Annotated in this window: 21 protein-coding genes; 5 read left to right on the top strand and 16 right to left on the bottom strand. The window is 40.6% G+C overall.

Annotated features, from left to right (window positions below):
- Positions 1 to 26 precede the first annotated feature (26 nt).
- The 8 genes from der to rlmN form a co-directional block, all read right to left on the bottom strand.
- Positions 27 to 1520, bottom strand: a complete 1494-nt coding sequence (der, locus tag H027_RS0112780; protein WP_024872850.1) for a ribosome biogenesis GTPase Der — start codon at positions 1518 to 1520, stop codon at positions 27 to 29.
- Positions 1521 to 1596: 76 nt separating this feature from the next.
- Positions 1597 to 2772: an outer membrane protein assembly factor BamB gene (bamB, locus tag H027_RS0112775; protein ID WP_024872849.1), complete on the bottom strand. Its 1176-nt coding sequence runs from the start codon at positions 2770 to 2772 to the stop codon at positions 1597 to 1599.
- A gap of 20 nt (positions 2773 to 2792) precedes the next feature.
- Positions 2793 to 3443 carry a YfgM family protein gene (locus tag H027_RS0112770; protein ID WP_024872848.1) on the bottom strand — a complete coding sequence of 217 codons (651 nt, stop codon included), beginning with the start codon at positions 3441 to 3443 and terminating at the stop codon, positions 2793 to 2795.
- Positions 3444 to 3445: 2 nt separating this feature from the next.
- Positions 3446 to 4723, bottom strand: coding sequence for a histidine--tRNA ligase (gene hisS / locus H027_RS0112765; RefSeq protein ID WP_024872847.1), 1278 nt, complete (start codon positions 4721 to 4723; stop codon positions 3446 to 3448).
- 101 nt (positions 4724 to 4824) lie between these two features.
- Positions 4825 to 5946, bottom strand: a complete 1122-nt coding sequence (gene ispG, locus H027_RS0112760) for a flavodoxin-dependent (E)-4-hydroxy-3-methylbut-2-enyl-diphosphate synthase (protein ID WP_024872846.1) — start codon at positions 5944 to 5946, stop codon at positions 4825 to 4827.
- Between the two features lie 3 nt (positions 5947 to 5949).
- A complete protein-coding gene (gene rodZ / locus H027_RS0112755) occupies positions 5950 to 6963 on the bottom strand; it encodes a cytoskeleton protein RodZ (RefSeq protein WP_024872845.1) in 1014 nt (337 codons plus the stop codon).
- The gene (gene pilW / locus H027_RS0112750; protein ID WP_024872844.1) at positions 6953 to 7729 is read right to left on the bottom strand and encodes a type IV pilus biogenesis/stability protein PilW; all 777 of its coding nucleotides are present in this window, start codon (positions 7727 to 7729) and stop codon (positions 6953 to 6955) included. Before pilW ends, rodZ begins: the two co-directional genes overlap by 11 nt.
- A 26-nt stretch (positions 7730 to 7755) precedes the next feature.
- Positions 7756 to 8877 carry a dual-specificity RNA methyltransferase RlmN gene (rlmN, locus tag H027_RS0112745; RefSeq protein WP_024872843.1) on the bottom strand — a complete coding sequence of 374 codons (1122 nt, stop codon included), beginning with the start codon at positions 8875 to 8877 and terminating at the stop codon, positions 7756 to 7758.
- A 299-nt stretch (positions 8878 to 9176) separates the two neighbouring features.
- Between rlmN and pseB the strand changes: the two genes are divergently transcribed.
- From pseB to pseI, 5 genes are read left to right on the top strand one after another with little or no spacing between them, the layout of a single operon-like run.
- A complete protein-coding gene (gene pseB, locus H027_RS0112740) occupies positions 9177 to 10178 on the top strand; it encodes a UDP-N-acetylglucosamine 4,6-dehydratase (inverting) (RefSeq protein WP_024872842.1) in 1002 nt (333 codons plus the stop codon).
- Complete coding sequence (pseC, locus tag H027_RS0112735) at positions 10175 to 11323, top strand: UDP-4-amino-4,6-dideoxy-N-acetyl-beta-L-altrosamine transaminase (RefSeq protein WP_024872841.1); 1149 nt, start codon at positions 10175 to 10177, stop codon at positions 11321 to 11323. The genes pseB and pseC overlap by 4 nt, the downstream gene beginning before the upstream one ends.
- Positions 11320 to 12036: a pseudaminic acid cytidylyltransferase gene (gene pseF, locus H027_RS0112730; protein WP_024872840.1), complete on the top strand. Its 717-nt coding sequence runs from the start codon at positions 11320 to 11322 to the stop codon at positions 12034 to 12036. The genes pseC and pseF overlap by 4 nt, the downstream gene beginning before the upstream one ends.
- On the top strand, positions 12011 to 13543 hold the full coding sequence (gene pseG / locus H027_RS0112725; protein WP_024872839.1) for a UDP-2,4-diacetamido-2,4,6-trideoxy-beta-L-altropyranose hydrolase: 1533 nt from the start codon (positions 12011 to 12013) through the stop codon (positions 13541 to 13543). The genes pseF and pseG overlap by 26 nt, the downstream gene beginning before the upstream one ends.
- 4 nt (positions 13544 to 13547) lie before the next feature.
- Entirely contained in the window at positions 13548 to 14585 is a 1038-nt protein-coding gene (pseI, locus tag H027_RS0112720; RefSeq protein WP_202593488.1) for a pseudaminic acid synthase, read from the top strand.
- Between the two features lie 57 nt (positions 14586 to 14642).
- Here the strand turns inward: pseI and H027_RS0112715 are convergent, their stop codons facing one another.
- The 8 genes from H027_RS0112715 to flgL all read right to left on the bottom strand — a co-directional run bounded on the left by H027_RS0112715 (position 14643) and on the right by flgL (position 23406).
- Complete coding sequence (locus H027_RS0112715; RefSeq protein ID WP_024872837.1) at positions 14643 to 16742, bottom strand: motility associated factor glycosyltransferase family protein; 2100 nt, start codon at positions 16740 to 16742, stop codon at positions 14643 to 14645.
- A gap of 16 nt (positions 16743 to 16758) precedes the next feature.
- Positions 16759 to 17067: a flagellar protein FliT gene (gene fliT / locus H027_RS0112710; RefSeq protein WP_024872836.1), complete on the bottom strand. Its 309-nt coding sequence runs from the start codon at positions 17065 to 17067 to the stop codon at positions 16759 to 16761.
- Positions 17064 to 17486: a flagellar export chaperone FliS gene (gene fliS / locus H027_RS0112705; RefSeq protein WP_024872835.1), complete on the bottom strand. Its 423-nt coding sequence runs from the start codon at positions 17484 to 17486 to the stop codon at positions 17064 to 17066. The genes fliT and fliS overlap by 4 nt, the downstream gene beginning before the upstream one ends.
- Positions 17487 to 17525: 39 nt before the next feature.
- On the bottom strand, positions 17526 to 18926 hold the full coding sequence (gene fliD, locus H027_RS17845; protein ID WP_038149286.1) for a flagellar filament capping protein FliD: 1401 nt from the start codon (positions 18924 to 18926) through the stop codon (positions 17526 to 17528).
- Positions 18927 to 18941: 15 nt separating this feature from the next.
- Entirely contained in the window at positions 18942 to 19409 is a 468-nt protein-coding gene (locus tag H027_RS18430; protein WP_024872834.1) for a flagellar protein FlaG, read from the bottom strand.
- 38 nt (positions 19410 to 19447) lie between these two features.
- Positions 19448 to 20365, bottom strand: coding sequence for a flagellin N-terminal helical domain-containing protein (locus H027_RS0112690; RefSeq protein WP_024872833.1), 918 nt, complete (start codon positions 20363 to 20365; stop codon positions 19448 to 19450).
- Positions 20366 to 20905: 540 nt separating this feature from the next.
- Positions 20906 to 21823 carry a flagellin N-terminal helical domain-containing protein gene (locus tag H027_RS0112685; protein WP_024872832.1) on the bottom strand — a complete coding sequence of 306 codons (918 nt, stop codon included), beginning with the start codon at positions 21821 to 21823 and terminating at the stop codon, positions 20906 to 20908.
- Positions 21824 to 22197: 374 nt separating this feature from the next.
- Entirely contained in the window at positions 22198 to 23406 is a 1209-nt protein-coding gene (flgL, locus tag H027_RS0112680) for a flagellar hook-associated protein FlgL (protein WP_024872831.1), read from the bottom strand.
- Between the last annotated feature and the right edge of the window lie 8 nt (positions 23407 to 23414).

Raw genomic sequence — 23414 nt, 5'->3', positions numbered from 1 at the left:
ACCTCTCCTCTGAATTTATTTGATTATTAACCTTTTTTCACAAACTTCATCATTCGGCGACGTTTACGAATCTGGCTCTGTGTCAGCTTATTCCGTTTCCCTTCAAATGGGTTGTCACCTTCCTGAAACTCAACATGGATTGGTGTTCCCATGATCTTCAATGATTTACGGTAATAGTTAATCAAATAACGCTTATATGAATCAGGCAAATCATTCACCTGATTGCCATGAATAATAATACGTGGTGGATTATATCCGCCAGCATGCGCATATTTCAGTTTAACACGACGACCACGAACCAAAGGCGGCTGATGATCTTCTGCAGCCATATTCATGATACGAGTCAGCATGGAAGTGCTGATACGCTTTGTCGCAGAACGATAAGCTTCTTGAATCGAATCAAATAAATTGCCCACACCAGAGCCATGCAAGGCTGAAATAAAGTGAACACGAGCAAAATCAACAAAACCCAGTCGTCGTTCTAGATCTTCTTTGATTTTCTCTTTGGTATCCTGATCCAGTCCATCCCACTTGTTGACCGCAATCACGATAGAGCGCCCTGAATGCAGAGTGAAACCAAGTAAACTTAAATCCTGGTCAGAGATCCCCTCACGAGCATCGATCAGCAACAAAACAACGTTGGCATCTTCAATTGCCTGCAATGTTTTAACAACTGAGAATTTCTCGACTGTTTCGTAAATCTTCTTCTTCTTACGTACACCAGCCGTATCAATGACAATATATTGTTGCTCATCGCGCTCCAGTGGAATGTAAATGGAATCGCGTGTTGTTCCTGGCATATCAAAAACAATGACTCGATCTTCCCCTAACATACGGTTAGTCAGAGTCGATTTTCCAACATTCGGACGACCGATAATGGCAAACTTAATTGGCAAATCGGCATATCGATCTTCACCAGTTAACTCTTCTTCTGGTTCGTCCAAATCGGGTTCAACACCCTCAAATGCAGCCCAGTAAGCAGCATCTTCGTCTTCTGCTTCCTCTTCAGCCGATTTTCCTGTTAACTCTTCCAGAAAAGGTGCTAATGCTTTTTCCAGCAATGATGTCACACCACGGCCATGAGCCGCAGCTATTTGATAGATCTCACCAAGTGCCAAGCTATAAAAGTCTGCAGCAAAGGCATCGCCATCAATGCCATCTGTTTTATTCGCGACCAGAAATACTTTTTTCTGTTGTCGCCGCAGATGGTTAGCAATCCCGATATCAGCACTGGTCACACCTGCACGAGCATCTACCATGAATAATACAACATCTGACTCATCAATCGCTTGCAGCGATTGTTCAGCCATTTTGACTTCAATTCCCTCTTCGGAACCATCAATACCGCCAGTATCCACAACGATAAAATTCAGTTCACCAAAAGACGCCTGACCATATTTACGATCGCGTGTTAATCCCGGGAAATCGGCCACCAGTGCGTCCCGGCTACGCGTCAGACGGTTAAATAGTGTGGACTTGCCAACGTTTGGGCGTCCCACCAGGGCAACAACAGGGGTCATACAAAACCTCAATTAATAAATAAACAGAAGCCCCCGATACGAGATCAGGGGCTATTAACATACCAAATCCGAATTGTTACGGACGCTTAAGGGCTACGAGTTCACCGCTACGAGTTTGAATATAGACTAAATTGTCGTCAATGATTGGTGTGGCGTAAAGACCTTTGCTATCGACCTCTTGCATGGCAATAATTTTACCTGTCGTTTGTGAAAGCCAGTATAAATAACCCTCATTATCACCAACAACAACATAATCACCCAATACTAGAGGTGCCGTAACATTACGATATTCCAATTGCGTGTTAGACCACTTTTCAGTTCCAGTTGCACGATCAACCAGATAGATGTGTGATTTTGAGTCTGTGATTGCAATATCATTCACACCGACGCCCAGATCCTGGTAAGCGGCATATTTTCGCTTCCAAAGCTCATCACCAGAAATCAATTTACGGGAAATCAGTTGGCCATTATAAGCTACTGCATACAGTTCATCATCAACTATGACAGGAGTGGCATCAACATCCACCATACGATCAAGATCGGTCTGGCCATGTGGTGTTGCCACCCGAGTTTCATTCACCAATTGGCCGTTTTGTAATAACACAATACCAATTTTGCCATCGGCCCGGCCATACAGGACGCCCCCGGCTGCAATCACTGGAGCAGACGTGCCGCGTAATGTCAGATTTGGTTGTTCGCTCGTGACTGTCCAGTCAATTTTGCCCGTATCACCCTCTAAAGCCAGCAATTGACCCGCGCCTGTTGTAACCACCACTTTTCCTGAATCTGTTGCTGGAGTGGCCAAGACCTCCCCCCCAACATCGGTATGCCAAAGCAATTCACCTTTATCCAGACTTAGCGCTAGTAGTTGACCATTTTCAGATCCAACATAGAGATGACCATCGGCTGCAGCCAGACCGCCAGATAAACGGGCACTGCGTTTTTCTTCAAAAAACGGTTGATCACTTAGATCAATATGCCACAGTTTTTTCCCGCTCTGTTTATCAAACGCATAAATATCGCCATCCCGAGATGCAGCAAAAATATGATCACCAACAATGACAGGTTGTAAATGTGAATAGAATTTTCCTACTCCTGACCCGATGCTGTGACTCCAGACAGTATCTGGATGAAAAGCGGATTCCACTACAGGGACATCTGCCATTTTAATGACATCTTCTTCCGAACTGCAGCCATAGAGCAAAACACTCCCCAGCAATATACAGCCCCATTTTTGCCAAGTTTTATGCATTCGGTTCACCGTCCTTCGCATTATTTAGCTACAGGTGTATCAATTTTTGCACTATCTGCAGACAGATCGTCCAATTTCATCTGTAAAACCGGATTAGCACCATTTTTGCTGATTTTTATCGCAGTGGCATAAGCTTCACGGGCTTTATCTGGCTGAGATAAAGCCAACAATGCATCTCCTTTAGTTTCAGCAACAGCCGCTTTATATGGTTCCGCAGCCACTGTATCTAATACTTTCAGTGCATCCGCTGGCTTTTTATTTGCAATCAACACTCGCGCAAGTCTGATACTTGCAACAGGTTTAAATGAGTCATCATTAGCATGTTCAGCCACTTGTCGTAGTTGTGTTGCAGCCAATTCCAACTTATTTGCCTTTACCGCTTCATCAGCTAATTGAAGACTGGCCAGATCACCGTACGTATTTTTATGCGAAGAGATAAATTGCTCTACCGCATCAAATGCTTTTTCATGCTGAGTGGATAAATTTTGCATGGTCTGCTGATATTCTGCAGCAGACATTTCGCTTTGATGACGAGTATAGTCGTTGTAATAACGCCATCCGAACAGACCGATAAAGCCGATGACAACACCAGCAATAATGGACTTACCGTTTTCCTTCCACCAAGATTTAATGGCTTCTACTTGTTGTTCTTCTGAATTATAAACGTCCACTATTACTCTCCCAGCTTGTTCAGGATCAGAGATAAAGCTGCAATATCAACAGTTTGTTGTTCAACTTGATCGCGTAAAAATTTTACGGTGATCTTTTGTTCGGCAACTTCTGTTTCACCCAATATCAATGCTACTTTGGCCGCTACTTTATCTGCACGTTTCATTTGTTTCTTGAAATTTCCACCACCGCAATGAGACATCACGCGTAATTGCGGGTGGGCTGTTCTTAATTGCTCAGCCAATAACAAGCCAGCCGTCTGAGTACCTTCACCAGCCATGCAAATATAGACATCAACTGTTGGCGGAATGTTATTTACCTTTTCTAACGTCTCCAGCATCAGAGTCAGACGTTCCAGACCCATTGCAAATCCGATTGCCGGAGTTGCCTGGCCACCCAGTTGCTCAACCAACCCATCGTAACGACCACCACCACAGATGGTACCCTGAGCGCCCAGACTGTCAGTTACCCATTCAAAAACGGTGTAATTGTAATAATCCAGACCGCGTACCAAACGTTCATTCACCTGATAAGCAATTCCCGCTGCATCCAGCAAGCTTTTCAGGTTACTAAAATGTGCTTTGGTTTCCTCACCAAAATAATCAGATAAGGTGGGGGCATTAGCCAGAATTTCTTGGACCTGGGGATTTTTGGTATCTAAAACCCGTAAAGGATTGCTATACATCCGCCGCTGAGACTCTTCATCCAGGCGATCTTTATGTTGCTCCAGAAACGCAACTAACGCATCACGATATGCTGCTCTTTCAACAGACGAGCCCAACGTATTCAGCTGTAATGTTGTGAATTGCGCAATGCCAAGCTCTCGCCACAAACGAGCTGTGAGCATAATCAGTTCAGCATCGATATCTGGCCCAGTTAAACCAAAGACTTCAACACCAAACTGATGGAACTGACGATAACGGCCTTTTTGAGGACGTTCATGGCGAAACATTGGGCCGACATACCATAAACGACGTTCTTGGTTATAAACCAACCCATGTTCAATGCACGCACGCACACAACCGGCTGTCCCTTCTGGTCGAAGAGTTAAACTATCACCATTACGATCATTAAAGGTATACATCTCTTTTTCAACAACATCGGTCACTTCACCGATAGCACGCTGAAAGAGATGAGTCATTTCAACTACTGGCATCCGTATTTCGGAATAACCATACGAAGAAACGACCTGACGCAGTTTTGCCTCAACCATTTGCCAAACCGGTGTCTGTTCCGGTAGGCAATCATTCATACCACGAATCGCCTGAATTTGTTTAGCCACAATAATTCTCAAATATCTGATGCAAAAGCTGCCCGCATTATAGGGAGTTTCAAAATAGAGGTAAAACTCCTCTACAGGCAGCATGTGGATGTGTGCAGGAGTTATTCCTGATGTTGTTTAATAGGAATGCGCTTTTCTTGATCCAGTTGGGAAGCTTTGGCTCTTATCCGAGCTTCTAATTGATCTAACAACTCCGTGTTGTCTAACCGATCGACTCGCTCGCCATTCTCGTAAAGCGCACTCTTGCGATTGGCTCCTGCCAGCCCCAAATCAGAGACGAGAGCCTCCCCCGGACCATTTACGACACACCCAATGATGGAAACATCCATCGGGGTAATAATGTCTTCCAGGCGCTGCTCAAGGGCATTCACTGTACCAATCACATCAAATTCCTGACGGGAACAGGTCGGACAAGCAATAAAGTTGATCCCTCTGGCACGGATCCGTAAAGATTTGAGAATATCAAAACCAACCTTTATCTCTTCGACAGGATCTGCAGCCAAAGACACACGCAGGGTATCGCCAATACCTTCTGACAATAACATGCCTAAACCAATTGCTGATTTCACAGCGCCAGAGCGGAAACCACCCGCCTCGGTGATACCCAGATGCAATGGCTGTTCAATCTGTTTCGCCAATAGACGATAAGCATCTACTGCAAGGAACACATCGGAGGCTTTCACACTGACTTTGAACTGATCAAAATTGAGTCGATCCAGAATATCTACATGCCGCATGGCAGACTCAACCAATGCTTCAGCCGTTGGTTCGCCATATTTATCCATCAGCTCTTTTTCTAAAGAACCACCATTCACACCAATACGAATGGGAATATTTAAATCACGGGCGCAATCAACAACCGCTCGAATACGATCTTCTTTGCCAATATTACCTGGATTGATCCGTAAACAATCCACACCATATTCAGCAACTTTTAATGCTATCCGGTAGTCAAAATGAATGTCTGCAACCAACGGAATGGAAACTTGCTGGCGAATCAGTTTAAATGCTTCAGCCGCATCCATGGTAGGCACTGAAACTCGAACAATATCAGCACCGACACGCTGTAAAGACTGGATTTGAGCAACTGTTGCAGCGACATCTGTTGTCAGCGTATTGGTCATTGATTGTACCGAAATCGGAGCATCACCACCGACAGGTACTTTTCCTACCATGATCCGTTTGCTGATCCGGCGCTTAATAGGTGAAACATGTTGCGTCATGACTTAATTCTTCAACGGTAACTTATAACGAGCCACAACACCCTGACGAATATAGGATGTCATATCAACTGGTTTTCCATGGAAATAAACAGAAACAGCTCTTGGTGCACCAATAGTCAGACTGAATGGTTCCTTGCCTGTCAGGCTGATTTTATCACCTGATTTTTTTGTACCTTCAAACAACGATTTGCCATTCGCATCGGCAACACGTAACCAACAGCCACCTGTAAATTGCAACTGCAAAGCAACAGATGAATCGACGGCTGTTGGGGTCGCTTTTGTTTCTACGTTCGATGAAGTATTTTCACTGTTTCCGTTAGTGTCGGCCGCGGGGACAACATCATTCGGTGCAGGTTCTGATGTTTGTGCTGCCGTATCTGAAAGAACCGTCGGCGTTTGATCTTCAGCATCAGGACTTTCAGCCGTGTCTGGTTCAGTCGTTGAGGCCGATGATACCGCCGTCTCTGTATTGGTAGTCACAGCAGCAGATGCATGCACAGTGGTTTCAATAGCCTTTGTTGCATCAGCGGCACTGATTGCTTTCGCAACCTCAGAGGCGCCTTTCACAACTAACTGCCCGGCTTCATTAATACTGGTCGGCACAGGTTCTTCTGCTGGTTGTAACCACCACCAGGCACCACCAGCGCCGACTAAACCAATGCATAGTACCCATGAAATGATTCGAACTCGATGTTCATTGGCTTCGCGTTGTGTTCTGCCGGAGAAGCTATACATTTCACTGTATTTTTGATCTTTCAACCCAAGACGGTCATAGGCAGCTAAAACCGCTTGCTCGTCCGCACCAACGAAACGTGCATACGTTTTCAAATATCCACGCGTAAACGTACTGGCTGTTTTTTGATCGAAACGATCTTGTTCAATATCTCTAATTAATGAAATACGCAAATTGAGGCGATGAGCCACATCTTGTTGACTTAAACCGCGTACTTCACGTGCTGTTTTAAGTATTAAGCCCGGTGTCTGCAGGGCATTGTCATGAGACTGTTCAGTAGTCATTGTTCTGATATCTTTTTGCTTGAACTGAAGACGGGAATTGTTGAACCAGAGACTGGCCAAAAACATGAATATCGGCAATACGCCCTTGCGCTTGTGCAGTACGAATGCTCAGCCACAAACTTTGTGCCGTATCATTCGCCTTTTTCCGAAAAGCCCGAAGCCATGACTCGGCATCAGTTGGATTATGTTCATTTAACGCAATTTCTGCTAAATCAAGCATTAACCCTACTTTCTGAGGGTTATAACCCAGCGCCAGACGGTAATATTCTTTTGCTTTATCCTTTTTACCCGATTCTACGGCACAGAGAGCCGCATTCTCATATGTGTCATCCATCTTTAGATAACGGGGTTGTGCGACAGCACGCATGAACATGGAGTCAGCCTGAGCATAGTTATGATTCCGACACAAAAAAGTACCGTAATTATTCAAAACATCAGGATCATTGCCATGTGACGATACGAGTTGCTCATAGGTTTTCTGCGCTGAAAGATTATCACCAACCGATTGATAGTAATAAGCCATTGCAAGGTATGCCTCAGCACTCGACGGTGCAAGCTCGATAGCTTTTTCAAAGTTATATTTTGCTGAGGCCATTTCACCTTTGTTCAAATAGCCCATGCCAAGCTGAATGCGTGTCTTAGATGCTGCTGCATTGTCGATCGCATTCTCTTGTCTAACCGAATTCTTGCCAATAATCGTCGTTTCTGTGACACATCCAGACAACACAAGTGATGCTGCCCAGAGTAAAGAAAGATGTCTTTTCATTTCTCAGTACATTAACGAACTGGATTTCAAAGCATTTTGACGGAAATCTCCTGCTCTTGCATCCGTTTTTTCATGGTTCGTTTCGTTCTGTCGATCACGTCACCTACTAATTGACCACAGGCGGCATCAATATCATCACCTCGTGTTTTTCGCACAATCACGGTATAACCGTATTCCATCAATACTTTAGAGAAACGATCAATCCGGCTGTTGCTGGGTTTGCCATAAGGATTACCCGGAAATGGATTAAATGGAATCAGGTTGATCTTACTTGGCGTGTCTTTTAGTAGCTCAGCCAATTCGTGCGCGTGCTGCATATCATCATTGATATGATCCAGCAGGACATATTCCACCGTCACCCGCCCCTGATTGGCATTAGATTTTTCCAGATAACGGCGCACGCCAGCCAAAAACTCCTGAATATTGTATTTGTCATTGATTGGCATAATTTCTGAACGCAACTTGTCATTGGGCGCATGCAATGAAATCGCCAGTGCGACATCAATCATATCACCCAGTTTGTCCAGTGCTGGTACAACACCCGAGGTAGACAAGGTGACACGGCGCTTGGAAAGACCGAAACCGAAATCGTCCATCATCAGATCCATCGCGGGAACAACGTTAGCCAGATTGAGCAATGGTTCACCCATGCCCATCATCACCACGTTGGTGATCGGACGCTTACCAGTTTCTTTGGAAAAACCGACTACCTGAGCAGCACGCCAGACCTGACCAATAATTTCAGAGACCTTCAGGTTACGGTTAAAGCCCTGCTGAGCGGTAGAGCAAAATTTACATTCCAGTGCACAACCTACCTGCGAGGAAACACATAATGTGGCTCGATCCGCTTCCGGAATATAAACCGTTTCAACTTCCTGATCGCCTACCAGCATGGCCCACTTGATAGTACCGTCGGCAGAACGTTGTTCACGACTGATTTCAGGAGCCCGGATCTCAGCAATTTGCGAAAGCTTTTCACGCAATGCTTTGTTCACGTTGGTCATCTGAGAAAAATCATCGCAGCCGAAATGATAGATCCACTTCATGATCTGATCGGCGCGAAATGCCTTTTCACCTAATTCGTCAGCAAAAAATGCACGCAATGCTTTGCGATCAAAATCCAGCAGATTAACTTTAGTTTCGCTCATGAATGCCTCAGAGACCTATAGAGAAGGGCGCGGATTGTACAAAGTTTATAATAGGAAGACTAGTGTTAGCTCATCGCAAATTGATTAAATTTTAATCTTTTTGTGAAATAAAAAAACAAACTCTGTAACAAAGTCATATTTTTGGCAGTTTTGAATTGGCACATCGATTGCTTATGCACAACAATAGAAGATATGCGATTAAATTACGTTTAGCTATCAAAAGAATTTTCATTAAAATATATTAATATCATATAGTTAAATAATCCCGGATGCTCCTCTAGATAAAAAGGACAACAAACATGTTTAATGATAAAAGTATTCTTATTACTGGTGGTACAGGTTCATTCGGTAAAAAATATGTAAAAACCATCCTGGAACGGTATAACCCACGCCGTTTAATTATCTACTCTCGCGATGAACTAAAACAGTTTGAAATGCAGCAAGTATTCAATGCGCCGTGCATGCGATATTTCATCGGCGATGTCAGAGATGGAGAGCGCCTAATTCAAGCAATGCGAGGGGTTGATTATGTCATTCACGCCGCAGCCATGAAACAAGTGCCTGCCGCTGAATATAACCCGATGGAATGTATCAAAACCAATATCGACGGTGCTCAGAACGTAATAAAAGCAGCGATAGCAAATAACGTATCTAAAGTCATTGCTTTATCGACAGATAAAGCAGCGAATCCAATCAACTTGTATGGTGCAACGAAATTGGCTTCCGATAAGTTGTTTACTGCAGCCAACAATATGACAGGAAGAGATACACCGATTTTCGCAGCAGTTCGTTATGGCAATGTGGTTGGTTCTCGAGGGTCGGTTGTTCCCTTTTTTGAAAAGCTAATTAATGATGGTGCTCGTGAGATTCCAGTAACACATCAAGATATGACACGCTTTTGGATTAGCTTGCAGGATGGTGTTGATTTCGTGCTAAAGAACTTTGAGCGAATGTATGGTGGCGAAATTTTTGTACCTAAAATTCCATCCATCCGTATATCCGATCTTGCTAAGGCTATGGCGCCTGAACTACCAATCAAAATCGTAGGTATTCGTCCTGGAGAAAAATTGCACGAAATAATGTGCCCCTCTGATGACTCTCATTTGACACTAGAATTTCATGACCATTATGTACTACAGCCTTCCATTAAATTTAATAATACGGAAGTCGATTATTCAACCAATGCAATAGGTGAACACGGTACTCCTGTTGCTTCAGGTTTTGAGTATAACTCAGGTAATAATCCGCATTTTCTGTCTCCAGCTGAAATCACCGAATTCAATAGAAAGGCAATGGCATGATCCCATATGGCAAGCAACACATCTCGACTGAAGATATTCGAGCTGTGGTTGAGGTACTCAATTCAGAGTATCTAACCCAAGGGCCGGCAGTCCCAGCGTTTGAACAGGCAATAGAAAACTACACAGGCGCCAAATTTGCCGTTGCTGTAAATAGCGCAACATCAGCATTGCATATTGCATGTCTGGCTTTGGGATTAACAGTAGATGATTGGTTATGGACCACGCCCAATACTTTTGTTGCGTCTGCTAACTGTGGTCGTTATTGTGGTGCCAACATTGATTTCGTTGATATACAGTCAGACACATACAATCTTGATCCAATTGCATTAAAACAAAAACTAGAAATTTCCCGCCGCCATAATCTGTTACCTAAAATTGTTGTAGCCGTCGATTTTGCAGGACAATCCTGCGATTGGAAATCATTGCGTTCTTTGGCAAATGAATATGGATTTTTCCTTATTGAAGATGCATCACATGCTATTGGCGGTCGCTATTTGGCTAAACCAGTAGGTGATTGTTCGTATGCAGATATCACTATATTCAGTTTTCATCCTGTAAAAATAATTACAACAGCTGAAGGTGGTATGACGTTAACTAATGATGAGCTATTGGCAAAAAAAATGCGCCGTCTACGCAGTCATGGTATTACTCGTGATCCTGCCGAAATGATAAAACCTGCCGATGGTCCATGGTCTTATCAGCAAATCGAGCTAGGATGGAATTACCGCATGACTGACATCCAAGCCGCACTTGGTTTAAGTCAGTTAAAGCGTATTAATGAATTTGTAGCTCAAAGACATCACATTGCCAAAATTTATAATGAGGCATTAAAGAATCTACCATTGACAACGCCATATCAAGACCCGGATGCATTTAGTGCTTATCATCTTTATCCTGTGGTTTTGCACGATCCATCAAAGCGATTAGCTGTTTTTAATACTCTCAGAGCAGCCAATATCGGTGTAAATGTTCATTATATACCCGTACATACGCAACCATATTATCAATCTCTTGGACACAAACAGGGAAACTACCCTATTGCTGAATCTTATTATGCAGGAACAATAAGTCTGCCTATATATCCTCAAATGACAAATGATGAGCAAGACTATGTAATCCAAACAATTAAGAATGCATTGTCATGAAAATAGCACTAATTCCAGCACGAGGCGGCAGTAAACGGATTCCGCGCAAAAATATTAAAATATTTTCCGGAAAGCCTATGATTGCACATTCTATTCTGGCTGCTCAAAACAGCAAATTATTTGATCGTATCATCGTGTCTACAGATGATACAGAAATTGCTAATATTGCGCAGGAATGGGGAGCTGAGGTGCCATTCATCAGGCCAGCAGAATTGTCAGGTGATTATACTGGAACAATGGATGTCATTCAGCATGGTATCAAACAATTAGAATTAAACAATTCGACAATTGATTATGTATGTTGCATTTATGCAACGGCTCCTTTTATTACTCCTCATTCCCTACAGAATGCATTTCAGTTACTGTTAGCCTCTGAAGCGGATTACGTATTTACAGTCACTTCATTTCCATTTCCCGTGCAACGAGCCTTATTTCTTAATAAAGACTCTCGGATAGACTGTCTATATCCTGAATTTAAATTTACTCGCTCACAGGATTTAGTTGAAACATATCACGATGCGGGGCAATTTTATTTTGGTAAAACATCAGCATTCAAAGCTGGGACCCCATTATTTTCTCCAGCCTCATGTCCGTTAATATTGCCCCGTAAAATTGTTCAAGATATTGATACACCAGAAGATTGGCAACGAGCAGAAATGCTTTATCAACTATGGCAGGCAGAGTTGAATGACAACAGCAATATTTCGGGTTGATTCGTCAATAGATATCGGAACCGGGCATGTAATGCGATGTCTTGCATTGGCAGATGAATTTAAAAATCACGAAATTAAAACTCATTTCATATGCCGGGATTTACCTGGAAACATTCATAAACTCATTCTCACCAGAGGACATTCAGTTACTGTTTTACCTTTGTTGGCATTATATAAATCTATCGCCCAAGAAAATGATTATGCTGGGTGGCTCCAAGTAACACAAGAGCAGGACGCTCAAGAATGCATTAGCCACTTAAAACAATTAAATCTACCATCACGCCCAATCATAATTGCAGATCACTATGCGCTGGACAAATCATGGGAGGTTTTGATAAAAAATCATAGTCAATTATTAATAATAATTGATGACTTAGTTCGTGAACATGAAGCAGATATCATCATAGATCAGACGTTAGGGCGCTCTGAAAAAGAATATGAAAAATCCAGTCAATGTAAAACAATATTGGTAGGTAGTGAATATGCCATGATTCGCTCACAGTTTTATCTGAAGCGAGAAGAGTCTATTTGCTCTCATAACGAACGCCCCATGAATATATTTATATCGATGGGCGGTAGCGACAAAGATAACATCCTGGCCTTGATTCTTGATGAGTTAAAAAATAATAAAATATTATGGATCAAGAAAATAGCCATACTAATCAACAGTACATCATCAAACTATAAACAAATAGAAAAAATCACTCATCAATGCAATTATGATATTGAACTAATTAATTTTGTTGATGACATGGCAAATTTCATGTCGAATTATTCATTGGCGATTGGTGCTCCGGGAACGACAACTTGGGAACGAGCTACTATGGGCATCCCAGCTGTACTTATTCCAATAGCTGAAAATCAACAGGATATAACGCGGGTTTATAAAAAATATAATGCAGGGGAAATTCTATTTCCCAATGAAATTAAAAACAATCTCATTTCGGCATTAAACAAAATAAAAGATAATTATGAAGACCTAAGAAACATAAATTATCAAATTACTGATGGACTAGGAATACGAAGAATAATATATAATATCTGGCCTTTAAAAGCTAAAGATGGAGTAAACGTCACTATTTGTAAAGCTATGTATGATGACATCATGCAAGTATATGAATGGCAATGTCAGCCACAGACACGCCGTTATGCAAGAAACTCAAAAATACCATCGCTAACAGAGCATATTGAATGGATGACTAAGAGACTACACGATCCTAAATGTTATTTTTATATTATAAAATATGGGCATGAAAAAGTTGGTGTTGTTCGGCTAGATTGGGTATGTCCTCTATGTTATGAAATTTCAATTTTTATTGATGAAAAGAAAAAAAAACTAAATATAGCTAAGAACGCTTTAATATTGGTGTCTGAGCTTCATTTGGAAGTGGATTTAATTGCTATAGTTCTAAAAGAAAATCTGGCATCACAAATGCTTTTTTCATCATTGAACTATACCAGGCTAAATGAAACAAAATTCAAATTGGAGAGACGGGTTTATGGGTAACATGATTAATATCAATGGCCGTTTAATTGGTGAAGGACAAAAACCCTATATCATTGCTGAATTATCTGGTAACCATAATGGGGATTTAAATCGAGCCCTAGCTCTCGTCGATGCAGCTGCAGCAGCAGGGGCTGATGCTATAAAACTGCAAACTTATACTGCTGATACTATGACTCTTAATTGTGATTCAGATGATTTCAAAATTAAGGGTGGACTGTGGGATGGTTATTCTCTGTATCAACTTTATCAGACTGCTCATACACCATGGGAATGGCATCAGCCGTTATTTGAAAGAGCCAATTCATTAGGTATAACCATTTTCTCAACTCCTTTTGACGAAACAGCTGTCGATTTTCTGGAAAAACTACACTCTCCTGCATATAAAGTTGCATCTTTTGAAATGACAGATCTTCCTCTATTACGATATATAGCCAAAACGGGTAAACCCGTTATTATATCCACAGGATTAGCGTCATTAGATGAAATCAAACTTAGTATTGATACACTTAAAACATCCGGTTGTGAACAGATTTTATTAATGCATTGTATTAGTGGGTATCCGACCCCTATTGAACAAGCTAATTTAAAAACCATTCCTGACTTGGCAAAAAAATTTAATGTTACTGTCGGTTTATCTGATCATACACTAGGAACATTGGTTTCAACTGTTTCAATTGCTCTTGGTGCTGTAGCTATAGAAAAACATTTCACATTAGCTCGTTCAGATGGAGGCCCGGACGCATCTTTTTCTATCGAACCAACCGAATTAAAACAGCTATGTAATGACTGCAATTCAGCTTGGCAGTCCTTAGGGTTTGCTAATTATTCTCTTAAAGATGCAGAAAAAGATAATTTAAGATTTCGTCGGTCAATTTATGTTGTTAAAGATATTAAAGCAGGTGAATCATTAACTCCTGATAATATTAGAAGAATAAGGCCAGGCTTTGGTTTGTCGCCATCTGAGTATGAAAATGTGCTCGGCAAAAAAGCATCTTGTGATATAAAAGCTGGCACATCATTAAATTGGAGCTTAATAGTTTAAGTTTAGTCCTGAACATAAATGGATATATACTGTTCAGGACTGTTTATGGCTTTTGATTTAGTTTTTTCTAAATAGAGAAACGACAGAACTATCGACCGAATCAACCATATCAATAGAGTGAGGGTACATTTTTATGGCCTCGCGCAAATAATTTTGAAAAATACTCCCCAACTCTTTTATTGTCGCATTAAACTCATCTGACTCTTCATATGTATACAAATATCCAGTAATTATGCTAAATGCATAATTAAAAGTACCAACCAGCATATTGTAAATAATCCGCTGTCTGGTTTTAGATAAATAAATCAAGCCATCATATTGTTTTTGCATCAATTGAAGAGCATTTTCTCTATTCGGTTCAAGATTAGACCACTCATCAATAAATACATTAACAAATTCAGAAAATTTTTCTATTTCAAGATATTGATACATATCTTCTTTCTTTATATTCATGGGTGAATATAAATCATTATAGATATGATCTAACAAAGCCACTCTATTTAAATGATTTTGTTTAATATTCAACTCTTCTTGATGCAAAGGAATTGCACCTTCAATTTTTGCACCATCACTACAGTTAAAGCAGTTAACATCGTCATATTTTTTTAAGAGTTCACCTAATACTTTTCTTGATGTGTTCATCAAAGAATTAGTATGAATAGCACCACCAAAATTACCATCCACTATATGTGGTGCATTATTGAACATTTTTTCTGTTAAATCTTTTTGAGGCTTCCCATCATCATCGAAATATAAACTATGTTTAGAATGATGATGCCCTAGGTCTTTATATCCATTATCCAAGCCAAATAAAAATATATTTTTAAAACCTAATCTGCAGGCAATAGCTAAACCAGTATTACCGACTAGAGGATTAGCTCCAGGCAATATATCTCGCTCAGCAGCGATATCATTATTTAGCTGACACAAAAACCCACCTGGTTCAAAAAGCTTAAACGCTAATGCTGAGCGACCAAATTGCTCAGCACAATCAGGATGAATAACATCAAGACTGAGAAACATAATTTTTTTTATGTATTCATCATCATTTATCAAACGATGTGAATCTGGAATTACTTTTGTTCTTTCAACCTGAACATGGATATCAGGACAAATTCCTGCACGATATAAGGATGTTAGTGTACTACCGCAACATATAAGTATGACATTATCGCGATATTTTCTAATCACGTCTAAAGACCCATCTAACGAGGGGCCGTTAGCAACTACAAATACAGGAGTGTCTTCCCATTTTTTTTGAATACTTTTATTCTTTATTAAAAAAGGAATATTTTTATCAACATTAGCGGCACAATGAGCTAAAGCAATGATGTTATCATCGAAGAATCCCCATCCCATTGTTAACAAATAAAATTCACGGCTAGTTCGAACAATTAATTTGAAAATATCATCGCTAGGATAATGCCAGAACCCAATTGATGCAGCCGCAATAAAGGCACCTCTTTTAGTTAGTGCTTCAGAAAAATCAAGAATTACATTATCTTCATCTTGACCAATAAAAATATGTAGCCCTAAATTCTCTGATACCAAGTAATCAAATAGGGAATGCCAGTCAAAGGAATATAGTGATGCATAAAAAAGATCCATGTCAGGCTCAAATATAAATAAATTTGCAGCCTTACATTTTTCATATAAATATCCGAGTTGATACCCTAACCCTATACCAAACATCATGATTAATGGAATAGAATCAGGTATCCCATCAAGACGAACCAATTCATTTTCATGATTTTTTTGACATTGTTGAAGCTTATTTAAGTAATCAACGTGAATATATCCAGCTTCATTCTCTTCAATACCAAAACCAAATTTATGTATTGATTTTTTATTAGAAAGGACTTGTTCTATTTGTGATCTGCATTCATCAAATGGCGAATCACCATAAAATGAAACATTAGTATCTAGCCATAAGAGATTAACTTCACCATTTTCATTGCAAAAAAATCTAAATGGTCTGGTTGTTTTATAAGATTTAAATTTATCAGCTAAATGAGGTATATATTTCTTGAATGCGCTCATATTTTGTTCAAAGCGGAGCGGCAATACCTCAACCATTGCGGCTTCTTGCTGCGCTTGTAATGTTAATTTGGCAACTTTATCTTCCGTTTCCGCTAAGAGCTGATGAATATCATTCATTTTAAATTATCCACACTTAATACTTATGGTAAGCATCAAAAATAGTTTTTCTTTTATCTAATTGACTAAGCCTTTTCCCTATATTATCTTTTTCGATAACAAGCTCAGCGATTATTTTTGATTCGTTTTGTAAAATATGATCAATTTTTATTGAGATATTCTTTTTTTGCTCATCCGTCATAGACAACGAGCCTAATTGTTCAGCAACTGAATTTCGCTTATTTATTAGAGTAAGAGCAAGTTCAACATCTTGGCTATTGGCAGCATTTTCTAGTTCAACAGAAATTTGCTCTATTTCTTGAAAAAGAGTATTTATTTTGCTCATACAAATTTACTCGTATCTTGTTGAGCATACGCTTTTTGTTTTTCTGATTCAGGAATCTGATCCCAGCCACTTTTGACAGTTAACATGAGGTTTGCAACTTCATCAATCGCATCTTTATCCATTTTCAAACTTGCATCCATAAGACGATCTTTCATGTAATCATAAAGATCGTATAGTTGTTGTGCAGTTTCACCATGGGACAAATCTAGCGCATCTTGCAATCCATTGATAATACCTAATGACTTGGATATTGCAGTTGACTTTTCAGCATAATCCTTTCTGTCAATGGCGCCTTTTGCCAATGCTAAACGTTCAAGCACCCCTGCCATCAGTAACTGAATGACTCGATGAGGATCAGCTACAGACATATCAGCAGAAAGTGCTTGCTTCTTATATGCATTAAGATTTTTTGAATACATACCTTTTCCTAAGTGTCACATACATCTACTACTAATTTTTTAACTGCTGCTCAATGCGCTCAATGCTTTAGCAGAGCTATTCATGTTAGCGATTAATGTATCCAAATTAGAATACTTAGTTCGAAGCGATTTCTCATATTCTGCAAGTTGAGTCTGAAAATCAGATTGTTTTGTATTGATATCAGATAATTGAGTATTTAATGTATCTTGCCGCTGAGCTAATGTTCCGCCGGTTTGAACATAAGTGTTCATTTCATTACTCATGCTTTTCGCCAGACCAGAGTCTCCGCCGAATAATGCGCCAATCTGGTCGAAATTACTCGTAGCGACAGAGGAAAACTTAGTACTATCAATTGATAAAGTACCATCATTTGCCATTTGTACGCCCATATCAAACATTGTAGAAAACAAGTTGGCATTCTTTGAGGGAGTAGATATCGCATCAAACAAATAACTTTTAATTGACCTTACGGTTGAATCACCTTCAAGTAATCCACCATCTTGTTGACTAACCCCGCCGATGTAAGTTGAGCTTTTACCCAATGCGTTTAATGAACCCAACAGTGAATTATATCCCGTCACAAATTTTTGCACTAAATTTTGTGCAGCGGTTGTATCGGTTGCCACTGTCAATTTATTGGCTGTCAAAGCACCAGTCGTACTATCTTTGTCTGACACACGTAACGCAGTAAATTTTAATCCTTGAATTGTATCGGTGAAGGTATTACTGCTACTGGTTACAGCAGTTCCATCAATGGTTGCCGACGCATTAACGGCCGATACGGTTTTCGTTAACGTGGTTCCCGTTGTAGAGAACGCCGCTAACTCACTATCCGTGGTTGAAATAGAGAGCTCATTGCCAGACCCAGTTAGTGAGGAATCGATAACTAGTTTTGTACCACTGGTACTATTCACCAAGTTGACAGATACACCAAAATTACTACCGCTTTTATTAATACGATCCCGAATATTTGATAAATTATCGCCAGCCTTTACATCAACAGAAAAACTTTTTGAGCCCGCATTAAATGTTAAGGTTCCGTCTTGCGTCGCTATGCTCTGCGTAGAAGATGTAAATGCATTGGCAGCTGATTCGTATCGAGAACCAGCAGCCAGGGAGTTTATGATGATGTTGTATGAACCATTTGACATCCCTGTAGTAGCTTCTGCACTCAATACTGGATTTGTTGAATCTTGTGTAATAGATATTGTGCGTGCATTGAATGCATCAGGAGCTGCTAATGAATCAAGGGTATCCTTAAATGTGGATAAGGCTGACTTTAGCTTACCTATGCCAGACAAGGTTGTCTGGGCAGTGGTTTGCTGGGTTGCGATCGACGCATTAAATGCAGTCTGTTTCGCTTGCAGGCTTGCAGTGATAATACTCTCAAGATCGAGGCCTGAACCTGCGCCTGCACTGGTAATTGTTGTACCTGACATACCTTACCTCACCAATTAGACCTTTTTGTTAAACAAAAGTCCGGCCTGTACAGACTGCTGACTTTCATCACTACTCATTACTTCATGTAACTTTTTAGCTATAAATAGCCAATCATCACTAGGAATTTGTCTGATAAGCTTGTTTGTACTGCTATCAACCACCTTGACCACAGTATCACCTAATTCCTTATCCACAGAAAAATTGAGAGACCACCCCTTTGCCTGAACTATCTTTTGCAATTTTTGAGCCTGTTCAAGCATTTCTTTGGAACTAGCGTGCTTATCTGTCTGATCAGAATGGTTACCAACAGCGTTCTTGTCTATTGGTTTATTCCCAGAAACCGCATTATTAGTTTGAACATTATTGTCGTTCAAATTAACTTTCTGCTCTGAATGAGACAGAGCAGCCCGGGGGCTGCTCTTACTTTCGCTTTGCGCCAAAGTAGAGGAGGTTGTGATATTGACGTTTAAGTCATTCGACATAGATCCTCCTTACTATTCTAAGTTGATTTACTTGGCTATTATCCCAATAGAGACAATGCAGATTGCGGACGTTTATTCGCCTGTGCCAATACAGAAGATGCTGCTTGTTGCAGAATGTTCTGTTGCGTCATATTAGCAGTTTCTTTCGCGAAGTCTGCATCACGAATACGTGAACGGGCAGCACTGACGTTTTCAGAAACGTTTGACTGGTTACGAATAGTTGAGTCAAAACGGTTTTGTACCGCACCTAAATCAGCACGTTTAGAATCAATTGCTTTGATCATTAAATCAATATTAGCTAATGCCAATTGCGCCTTACTGGTGGTAGAACCACTGATATCACTAATTTTAGACCATTTCAGTGCACCAGTAGTTTGTACGGCCTTAAATTCACCAGTTGATGTATTCTTACTCAGTACATAAGAAACACCGGTGCTGGAACCCGCAATACCACTCACGGTAAATGAGAATTTGGTTAAGCTGAATGAAATAGTTTGACCTGCATCCGCACCGACCTGGAATGAGCCGTGATATTTACCATCCAGAATTTTTTGCCCAGCGTAAGTTGTATCAGAAGAAACACGGTTAATTTCTGTAGACAGCTGTTTGTATTCTGATTGCAGCGCAGTACGGTCATCTGAATTATTAGAACCGTTTGCTGACTGCTGTGCCAATGTACGCATACGCTGCAGCATGGTGGTCATTTCATCCATTGAACCTTCAGCGGTTTGCGCCACAGAAATGCCATCGTTGGCATTGCGGTTACCTTGGTCAAGACCATTGATCTGAGAGGTCAGACGATTTGAAATCTGCAAACCAGCGGCATCATCTTTCGCGCTGTTAATACGCAAACCAGATGCCAAACGAGTATACGAGGTGTCCAAGCTGCTGTTGGTATTTGTTAAGTTTCGTTGCGCAGTGAGCGATGAAACGTTGGTGTTGATATACATAGCCATGATAATTCTCCTGACATACACATGATTACGAGCTGATACGACAACCCGCTCATTTTAAGACACTGATTGAACGGTCAGAGTCTTAGCGCAAGACGTTCGTTTGAACTGACGAAGACCTGCAGTGTGCAAAACTTGGATTCCGAACACCCATATTTTTTGCCTCACTTCATGTAGCGGCAAACATTTATAAAACTTTAACGATATTTTTCCTAAAAACGGCAAATTTTGCCGTGGTGAGGCAACAAAATGGGAAAATCGTCTTTATGTCGGAAATTCAAGCGTGCTTTTCAGAACTGGAGAGTCATTTTCTTGACTGGCATGATATATGCTAATGAATTAGTGCGAGTGTTAGGCATAAAAAAGCCAGCACTTGGCTGGCAAATGAGCGTTAAGCTCAGGAGAATACTTAAAGTACAATATGGTGAAATATCGTACTTTAATCCACACTAATAAAACAATGAAACCTGACAGAACGAGTGATTCCGAACACCCACAATTCTGTTTTTAAAGGCGGCCTGAACAACCGCCTTTTTTATTTCATTACTGTAACAGTGACAACGCTGATTGTGGACGTTTGTTCGCCTGAGCCAGAACAGAGGATGCAGCTTGCTGCAGAATGTTCTGTTGCGTCATATTTGCAGTTTCTTTTGCGAAATCTGCATCACGAATACGTGAACGGGCGGCGCTGACGTTTTCAGAGACGTTTGACTGGTTACGGATAGTGGAATCGAAGCGGTTTTGTACCGCACCCAGCTCTGAACGTTTAGAGTCGATAGCTTTAATCATCAAATCAATATTAGCTAATGCCAATTGTGCTTTACTGGTGGTAGAACCACTGATATCACTAATTTTCGACCATTTCAGCGCGCCAGTAGTTTGTACCGCCTTAAATTCACCAGTTGATGTATTCTTACTCAGTACATAAGAAACACCAGTGCTGGAACCCGCAATACCGCTCACAGTAAATGAGAATTTGGTTAAGCTGAATGCAATGGTTTGACCTGCATCCGCACCAACCTGGAATGAACCATGATATTTACCATCCAGCACTTTCTGACCACCGAAGGTAGTATCACTGGAAACGCGATTGATTTCTGTTGATAACTGTTTGTATTCGGCCTGCAGCGCAGTACGGTCGTCAGTATTATTGGAACCGTTAGCTGATTGCTGAGCCAGTGTACGCATGCGCTGCAACATGGTGGTCATTTCATCCATGGAACCTTCAGCAGTTTGCGCCACTGAAATGCCATCGTTGGCATTGCGGTTACCCTGATCCAGACCATTGATCTGAGAAGTTAAACGGTTTGAAATCTGCAAACCGGCTGCGTCATCTTTTGCGCTATTAATACGCAGCCCTGACGCCAAACGAGTATATGACACATCTAAGCTATTATTAGCATTGGTCATATTACGCTGAGCGTTCAATGAGGAAATATTAGTATTGATATACATAGCCATGATTTATTCTCCTGAGTATCAATTAAATTACCTTCCAGGCTTTATTAATTTATTATCTCTGCCTGATTACCTAATTTATCGGCACTCATCCTGTGAACTTTAGATATTTTTTATCTTTTTTTTCACTGAACGCATACCTGAGACCTTTTTAATATCGGTTTATCACCAAAAATCTTTAATATTTTTTTCAAAAAAATAAATCAATAAAATCAATTGCATACATAAAAAACAAAAAAGGATGCCATAAGCATCCTAGTCGTCATAAATAATAATGGAATGGATTTAACAAGAGTTACTTTTACAGGAAGTGGATATCAGAATGGATTCTGCACCCATTACTTAAATTCTCATAGATAGATTGATTAATAAAAACATCAAATATAATCAAATAGCGTAGATTTATTTATTTTGGTATAAGCTTGCTGCGCGACAGTTAGTGCATTTTGCTCTTGAGCCACTTTGCTGATTGCTGCATACATATCGACTTGCGATACATTTGCTTTAGCTTCTTGAGATATTGAATTCAGCGATGTATTAGAGTTTGCAATTTGATCAGCGTTAGTCATTCTTCCGCCGATTTCTCCCAGCGTAGTATTAACTTTATCCATGGCATTAGAGAGATGAGACTGCGTATCTGCAGCCATTTTCTGAATATCGGCAGTTGTACTATTAGGATCTTTTAAAATAGCAATCGCCTGACTTAAGGTATTCAGGATGTTGTCATTTTGTGGGGTATCAAACTTAAATGACTCAACAGAACTGCCAGCCGCAATGTTCATAGTGAGTGATAAACCATGATAGTTGATTGCTGTACCTGCCTGATACGTTCCACTTTGCAGTGTGGCGCCTGAGTTATCAACGATCTGATATTGGTCTGGAACTCCGGCTGTCGTTGTTACTTTAAATGAATTATTTGCAGCAACAGAAAAATCATAATTATTTCGATAATACGTATCATATTGAGACTGATCCGAGATATCGACAGATAAGTTAGCACTGGTTGCACTGGCGGTGCGACGTGTTGGGATCGCCTGAAACAGCGATAATCCAGAATCGTTACTAGCAACCTGAACGGATGGAGCTATCTGTATTTGTCTTTGCCCCGTATCCCCCTGAAATTGATAAATACCCGCACTGTCTTTCACGAAGGGTTGTGTCTGACTTTGATTGCCACCAAAAATATATTCGCCATCAGCGTTTTTACTGTTCATCAAATCATACAGTTGCTTTTGCGTTTCCTCTAATTGAGTGGCAATCGACGCTCTATCATCTGCTGACATGGAAGTATTATTTGCGCTTTGTACGGCGGTATAAGCACTCATCATGCCTGTATTGACGGAATTTAGAACCGTCTCTTCTAAGGACAAGCTGCTGTTTAACAAGCCACCATTAGTGTTGTATTGATTATAGAGCCCTATTTGGCTACTCAAACTGAGTTTTTGAGACATGCCGATTGGATCTTCACCAGAAGAGGTAAACTTATCACCACTCGTCATTTGCTGGTTTGCTGTATCAAGACTCTGCGAAGCCGTCTGAATAGAACGAATACCTTGCTGATACATCATATTAGTAGATAAACGCATTATGCATC

This window comes from Tolumonas lignilytica (genome assembly GCF_000527035.1).
GTDB lineage: Bacteria > Pseudomonadota > Gammaproteobacteria > Enterobacterales > Aeromonadaceae > Tolumonas > Tolumonas lignilytica.
This window is presented reverse-complemented; position numbering and strand designations above follow the sequence as displayed.